Origin of the sequence: Microbulbifer halophilus (assembly GCF_026183675.1) — a bacterium.
In the GTDB taxonomy this organism is placed as follows: domain Bacteria; phylum Pseudomonadota; class Gammaproteobacteria; order Pseudomonadales; family Cellvibrionaceae; genus Microbulbifer; species Microbulbifer halophilus.
Map to the genome: position 1 here is coordinate 1 of NZ_JAPIVK010000064.1, position 6,983 is coordinate 6,983.

A 6,983-nucleotide genomic window follows, 5' to 3' on the forward strand; every position below is an offset into this window, starting at 1 on the left:
AGCCAGAGCCCAAGGACAGATACAAGGGTGCGCCCTGCGCACCGGTTGGTACCGTCCCGAGTTCGCGGCACGGCCGGTGCGCACGGCGCATCCTACGCGTTACAGATATCGCTTCAGGATGTCATCGGGCACATGTTGCCACAACTGCGACAGGGCTTCCGCATCGAAAGGGCGCTCCTCGGGATGATTGCCGAAGCGCCTGCTGTGGCCGTCGGAAAATGCCGGCCAGCCCTCACCGGGATCGCCGCACTCGGCAAAGTTCAGCCAGGCCTCGCGTATGGATTCGCTGAGATGGTGCGCTTCGGTTTCGCCGCCGTAGAGAGGTTGCAGCGTCTCCTCGCCGTGTGTGCCGAACACATAGCCCAGTTCCACCGCGTGGCAGGCGCCCAGCAGCGGCTGGGCCGCCAGCGGCTGCGCGAACTGGTAGTGGTAGCGCCTGCCGCAGTGGGCCTTGAGCAGCCGGATACCCGGGAGGGTAAAGACCATATCCGTCAGCATCAGGTTCCAGGCTCGGCTCCATTCCGGCCAGGGGTTGTCCGTCAGGTAGCTGGCTCGCCGGTAGTAGTGTTCCAGCAGCGGGTCGAGTGCGTCCTGCGGCAGCAGCCACTCCAGGCGCGCGCGTATCCGCGCGTCGTCCAGTGTCATGCTCTCGGCATCCGTGGCGCTGAACAGATTCCACTCGTCCAGGTTGTTGCCGAGCATCAGGGATACCTCCGCACCGCTGCCGCCCTGCAGCGCGGTCAGGGGATCGGTGAGCAGCAGTTTCCCGTCCAGCACCGGCTTGAATGGCAGTTGCCCCCAGTTCTGTTCCATGCGGGGATCGGACAGCACAGCCTGCTGTGCCCGCAGCAGCGACCGCGTCGAGGCCTCCCGCGGGGATTCGCCGAGATAGTCGAGAAAGGCGCGGGCGAGATCGTTGGCCCTGTCGGGGGAATGCAGGGCGCAGGGATTGCCGCTCTGCACGATGACGCGCCGGAACAGGCCGCGGCAGCGCGGGGCGGCCAGCAGTGCGGCGATGCACATGGCGCCGGCGGATTCACCGAAGAGGGTGATGTTGTCCGGGTCCCCGCCGAAGGCGGGGATATTTTCCCGCACCCACTCCAGCGCCGCTATCTGGTCCAGCAGGGCCTCGTTGCCGCTCGCCGGGATGTCGCTGATATCGGCGAGGCGCAGAAAACCCAGCGCGCCGAGGCGGTAGTTGAAGGTCACGACGATGGCCCGGCCGCTGGCGGCGAGATGGCGGCCGTTGTAGATCTCCTGGGAGCCGGCGCCCATATAGAAAGAGCCGCCGTGTATCCAGAGCATCACCGGCAGGTTGCACTTTTTCCCGCTGGCGGGCGGCGCATAGATATTCAGGTAGAGACAGTCTTCCCCCTCCGGCGTTTCGCCGTTGGGGCCGGTCACCTCGAACAGGGAGGAAGGCGGTTGCGCGGCGGGCATACCGATGGTTTCCGCGCGGTGGGGCGAACGCCAGGGAGGCAGGGGTTGGGGTGGTTGCCAGCGAAGCGCTCCCACCGGCGGGCCGGCGTAGGGGATACCGAGGAAACTCTCCACGCCGGTTTCCGGATCCACCCTGCCGGAAATGGGCCCCGTTGGCGTCCGATAAATCTGGGTCCGTTGTATGCTCCGGTGATGGTTGGTGTTTGCGTCGCCGGTCATTGCGCTGAAGAATCCTTTCCAACGTTCCTTTCCGTTGCCAGTATAGCCGGCCGTCTTTCCCCGCAGCCTGCTCCCGCGGAGGAAAAAAACGGAAAATTTTTCTCGCTCGCCCTTGCAAACAGGCAGCGCTGAGATAGTATTAGCGACATAGTGTCAATCAGAGAAAGTTTCCGATGAACTGCCTCCTACACCCTGTTTCACTGCGACTGAGTTCCGCGCTGCAGCGACTGCTGCTGGCGTCCGTACGCCTGTCGCATGGTGTCCATATGGTGGCAATGACCCGGAAACCCGGCTGCTCCATGCGCACCGTTTACGTAAAACGCCCGGTGAGCACCGCGATGACCTAGTACACCCGACATGGCTATAGGCGATGGAAGGTGACAGAGCCTTCCTCCCGAAAAAACCCGGAAGGCTGGCCTTCCGGGTTTTTTTTTGCCGGTTTTCCGGCGGTTTTTGTGCGGAGCCAGAGGCGGGCTTTCGCCGCAATCCCCGGGTTTTGAAACCCGCTATGAACTCAGAAACTCAAGTTTCGGAGTTCGTGGTACCCGCGGGTGGCACAAGCTGGAGCGGGGTGCGCCTTTCTGGGACTGTCTGCGAGAGGGACCTCGTAGACAAGCCTACAGGGATGTATACACGGCGTGTCCCAGAAAGGCGCACCCCGTTCCAGCTCCCTGAACTGAACCCCGAAACTTGAGTCAGTAACAATCGACAAGGAGTAATCGACGATGGACAGGCAGTGGTGGCAACGGTTNTAGACAAGCCTACAGGGATGTATACACGGCGTGTCCCAGAAAGGCGCACCCCGTTCCAGCTCCCTGAACTGAACCCCGAAACTTGAGTCAGTAACAATCGACAAGGAGTAATCGACGATGGACAGGCAGTGGTGGCAACGGTTGCATGGATTTCCGCCCCTGGTCTGGGTAATTCTGTTGGGCAGTTTTTTCGGCCGCGGCACCTATTTTATGGTGTGGCCGTTTCTGGCGATCCTGCTCTATGAAAAGTTCCAGCTGGGTGCGGCGGAGATCGGTCTCATTCTCAGTGCGTCCGCCGTGGGGGCGGCGCTGCTGGGTTTCTACGTGGGCGCGCTCTCGGATCGCTGCGGCCGCCGCAATATCCTGCTCACCGGTACCGCCATCAACGGTTTCGCCTTCGTACTGCTGGCCTTCGCGCAGACACTGCCGGTGTTTATCCTGGCGATGACACTCTGCTCCATCGGCCGCTCTATCTGGGAGCCGCCGGCGAGTGCGCTGATCGGCGACCTGGTCCGAAACAGGCAGAGCCGCGAACTGGCGCTGCAGTTCCGCTATTTCCTGATCAATGTGGGTGCGGCTGCGGGACCGATTGTCGGTGTGGCAGCGGGCCTGAATGCCCAGCAGTCGACCTTCGGCCTGACGGCGCTGAGTTACCTGCTGCTGTGCGTGGGGTTTCTGTGGGGATTTGCCGGCACGGAAAGCGGGCGGGTCGCCCATCGGCGCCGCGATGCCGGCGCCAGTTTCCGCGGCACTCTGTCGGTGTTGAAAAACGACCATGTATTCCTGGTGGTGATCCTCGCCAATGTGCTGACGCTGTTCATCTACGCGCAGATGGATTCGAGCCTGGTGCAGTACCTGACCCGGGCCCAGGCGCCGGCACTGGTGCAGCTGATCTCGGCGATGATCCTGGTCAATGCGCTGACCATCGTACTGTTGCAGTTTCCACTGCTGCAGTTGATGCGCGGCGTCGATGTGAATGGTCGCATCTTCACTGGCCTGGCGATCCTGGCAGTGGGGCAGGTGTGGTTTGCCACCAATCCGCTGGACTGGTTCGCCGGCTGGATGGGCGCCACCTTCGTGGTGAGCTTGGCGGAGGCGATACTCTTCCCGACCATGAGTGTGCAGATAGACCGGATGGCGCCGGACCACCTGCGCGGCAGTTATTTCGGCGCTTCGTCTTTCTACTCGCTGGGCTGGTCGGCGGCGCCGTTGGTTGGCGGTATCGTGATCCAGTGGTGGAGCGGGCCGGCGCTCTACTGGTTGATGTTCAGCCTTTGCGGCGTGGTCTTCCTGCTCTACCGGCTGACTCCGCGGCTGTCCCGGCCGGCGTGGCAGCCGGTGGAGGATATGCCGATGGTCGAAGCGCCTGCGGCCTCCTGATTGAGGTAATCAGTCAATCCCTGTTTGGCCCCGTAAGGGGCCTTTTTTGTGGACGAGCGGGGAGAGGGGCTTCGATGAGCCGCCCTCTCCCTAACCCTCTCCCGGAGGGAGAGGGGACTGGTATGGGGCGGGAATAAATTCGGTGCGGCTTACATAGCTCCCCTTTCCCAAGAGGGCATCGAACGAAACCCTTTGCTTTACCCGTCTTGCGATGAAACCAGATCCCGGCTGTGGCAGACCCGGGCATATTCGCCGTCCAGGTTGCTCAGGAAAACCTGTTGTAATTGTTCTGCCTCGATCGATTCGCCATTCCGCAGCGTCATACCGAAAGCCGCTGTCGTATCCTCCGGCAGCAGAATGCGGTAACCCAGCGCCGCGCCGGCTTTGACCGTGGCAGCCACCGAGTGATTGGTTACCACACCGGTTGCGACAAGCTCGGTAATCCCCAGTCTGCGGAGAGTCGAATCCAGATCGGTGTCGATAAAGGCGCAGTTTTCCCGCTTGGTCACCACTGTCTCCCCGGCCGCCGGTGCAACTTCGGCTTTGAAGGCGAAGTGCGGGCCGTCCGCGTGATAGGGGGATTCCGGAAAGCGGGAGGAGTGGCGGATGTGCACTATCGGCCATTGCCGGTCGCGCCAGTGGGCCAGCAGGCCCGCGATACGCTGTTCGGCGTCCGGGTTGTTGCGACCGTGTCGGGAGAAGTGATCGATGGCTCGCTGCACATCGATCACCAGAAGCGCCGGATTTTCTGTCTCTGTCATCGGCGCCCTCCCGTTGTTGCCTTCAGATTTTCGCCGCCAGGCGCGAGCCCTGGTCGATGGCCCGCTTGGCATCCAGCTCGGCGGCCTCGTCGGCGCCGCCGATCAGGTGGGCGGTTACATCGGATTCCTGCAGCGTATTGTACAGTGCCCGGGCCGGTTCCTGGCCGGCGCAGATCACGATGTTATCCACTTCCAGCAGTTGTGTCTCGTCGCCGATGCGGATATGCAGGCCGCTATCGTCGATTTTTTCATAGCTGGCGCCGGGCAGCATCTGCACATTGCGGTGCCTGAGGCTGTTGCGGTGTACCCAGCCGGTGGTCTTGCCCAGGCCGGCGCCCACCTTGGAGGTCTTGCGCTGCAGCAGGGTGACCTGGCGCGGTGCCGTTACCGGTGCCGGCGGTTTCAGGCCGGCGCGGTTTTCCAGTTGGATATCCACGCCCCACTCCCGGAAAAATTCGCTTTTTTCCGTGGCGATCAATTCCCGCGCGTCGTCCACTTCATGGGTCAGGTATTCTGCCACGTCGAAGCCGATACCGCCGGCGCCGATAATCGCCACGCTGCGGCCCACCGGTTTTCTGTGCTTGAGTACATCCAGGTAGCTCAGCACTTTTTCGTGCCCGATGCCGGGAATCGGCGGCGTGCGCGGTTCGATACCGGCGGCGATGATCACTTCGTCGAAGGCGCTCAGTTCGCCGGCGGCGGCGCGGTGATTCAGCCTGACCTCGACGCCGGTGATTTCCAGCCGGCGCTTGAAGTAGCGCAGGGTTTCCTCGAACTCCGCCTTGCCGGGAATCTGCTTGGCGATATTGAACTGGCCGCCGACGCGGTCGTCCGCTTCGAACAGGGTCACCCGGTGGCCGCGCTCGGCGGCCACGGTGGCGGCGGCGAGGCCGGCGGGGCCGGCGCCGACCACGGCGATGTTTTTTTCGGTTTCAGACGGCAGGTATTGCAGTTCCGTTTCGTGGCAGGCGCGGGGGTTGACCAGGCAGGAGGTGAGTTTCAGTTCGAAAGTGTGGTCCAGGCAGGCCTGGTTGCAGCCGATGCAGGTATTGATTTCGTCCGCACGGTTTTGCGCCGCCTTGTTGACGAACTCGGCATCGGCCAGGAAGGGCCGCGCCATGGAGACCATGTCGGCGTGGCCGGCCGCCAGCACATCCTCGCCCACCTGGGGCATATTGATGCGGTTGCTGGTCACTACCGGCACCTTCAGGTGCTGTTTCACCTTGAGCGTGATTTCGGTAAAGGCGGCGCGGGGCACGCTGGTGACGATGGTGGGCACCCGCGCTTCGTGCCAGCCGATACCGGTGTTGATGATGGTGGCACCGGCTTTTTCGATGGCCTGGCCCAGTGTCACCACTTCGTCGAAGGTGCTGCCGTCCTCCACCAGGTCGAGCATGGACAGCCGGTAGATGATGATGAAATCCTCGCCCACGGCCTCGCGCACGCGGCGCACTATTTCGATCGGCAGGCGGATGCGGTTTTCGAAACTGCCGCCCCAGTCGTCGGTGCGCTTGTTGGTGCGCGAAACGATGAACTGGTTGATGAAGTAACCCTCGGAACCCATGATCTCGACGCCGTCGTAACCGGCCTCGCGGGCTAGGGTGGCGCAGCGCACATAGTCGTCGATCTGGCCCTCGATTTCTTCACCGGTCAGCTCCCGCGGGGTAAACGGGTTGATCGGTGCCTGTATCGCGGACGGCGCCACCAGGTCCTGGTTATAGGCGTAGCGGCCGGCGTGCAGAATCTGCATGCAGATCTTGCCGTCTTCTGCGTGTACCGCGTCGGTGATCTGTCGGTGCTGTTGCGCCTCTTCCGCGGTGGTCATCTTGGCGGAGCCCATGAATACGCCGCCCTCCTCGTTGGGCGCAATGCCGCCGGTCACGATCAGGCCCACACCGCCGCGGACGCGCTCGCCGTAGAAAGCCGCCAGCCGGCCGAATCCGCCCTCGTGCTCCTCGAGGTTGGTGTGCATGGAGCCCATCAGCACGCGGTTTTTCAGGGTAGTGAAGCCCAGGTCCAGCGGGGCCAGCAGGTGGGGGTAGGCTTGGGACATGGCGTCTCTCCGTCTCTGGTTTCTATATGCAACTATGTGCATATTATTTGCGATGGAGAATAGCAAGGGCGGGCGCGGCCTGGCAGTGACCGATCCGGCCGAATTCTTTGGCCTGTTTATCGTAGGGGCGAACTCCTTAGCTTGCCTCTTGATGCTGGTAAGGTTGCTCAGGGGCGGCCCTGCTGCCGGGAGCACCTTGTGGGACACGCCGTGAATCCATCCCTGGAGGCTTGTCTGCGAGGTCCCTCTCGCAGACAGTCCCACAAGGTGCTCCCGGCATCAGGGCCTTCACATCAACTTCAGTGTTCTGAACGAGCTGTTTCACTAGGCCGGCCGGTGCGCAGGGCGCACCCTTGTATCTGTCCTTGGGCTCTGGCT

General features: G+C 62.6%; 5 protein-coding genes. 2 read left to right on the forward strand and 3 right to left on the reverse strand.

The features are described 5' to 3' along the window. Positions 1-99: 99 nt before the first annotated feature. Positions 100-1,659 carry a carboxylesterase/lipase family protein gene (locus OQE62_RS18995; RefSeq protein ID WP_265723622.1) on the reverse strand — a complete coding sequence of 520 codons (1,560 nt, stop codon included), beginning with the start codon at positions 1,657-1,659 and terminating at the stop codon, positions 100-102. Positions 1,660-1,832: 173 nt separating this feature from the next. Here OQE62_RS18995 and OQE62_RS19000 point away from each other — a divergent pair, with 173 nt between their 5' ends. Further along, the gene (locus OQE62_RS19000; RefSeq protein WP_265723623.1) at positions 1,833-2,006 is read left to right on the forward strand and encodes a hypothetical protein; all 174 of its coding nucleotides are present in this window, start codon (positions 1,833-1,835) and stop codon (positions 2,004-2,006) included. 582 nt (positions 2,007-2,588) lie between these two features. Beyond that, positions 2,589-3,791, forward strand: a complete 1,203-nt coding sequence (locus tag OQE62_RS19005) for an MFS transporter (RefSeq protein ID WP_265723624.1) — start codon at positions 2,589-2,591, stop codon at positions 3,789-3,791. A 197-nt stretch (positions 3,792-3,988) separates the two neighbouring features. Here the strand turns inward: OQE62_RS19005 and OQE62_RS19010 are convergent, their stop codons facing one another. Both OQE62_RS19010 and OQE62_RS19015 read right to left on the reverse strand, forming a co-directional pair. Next, positions 3,989-4,552, reverse strand: a complete 564-nt coding sequence (locus OQE62_RS19010; protein ID WP_265723625.1) for a cysteine hydrolase family protein — start codon at positions 4,550-4,552, stop codon at positions 3,989-3,991. Between the two features lie 22 nt (positions 4,553-4,574). Continuing rightward, positions 4,575-6,605: an NADPH-dependent 2,4-dienoyl-CoA reductase gene (locus tag OQE62_RS19015; protein WP_265723626.1), complete on the reverse strand. Its 2,031-nt coding sequence runs from the start codon at positions 6,603-6,605 to the stop codon at positions 4,575-4,577. Positions 6,606-6,983 lie beyond the last annotated feature (378 nt).

Excerpts from the sequence above, each read along its gene's own strand:
- OQE62_RS18995 (WP_265723622.1), bottom strand. The coding sequence starts at position 1,659 with ATGACCGGCGACGCAAACACCAACCATCACCGGAGCATACAACGGACC.
- OQE62_RS19000 (WP_265723623.1), top strand. The coding sequence starts at position 1,833 with ATGAACTGCCTCCTACACCCTGTTTCACTGCGACTGAGTTCCGCGCTG.
- OQE62_RS19010 (WP_265723625.1), bottom strand. The coding sequence starts at position 4,552 with ATGACAGAGACAGAAAATCCGGCGCTTCTGGTGATCGATGTGCAGCGA.
- OQE62_RS19015 (WP_265723626.1), bottom strand. The coding sequence starts at position 6,605 with ATGTCCCAAGCCTACCCCCACCTGCTGGCCCCGCTGGACCTGGGCTTC.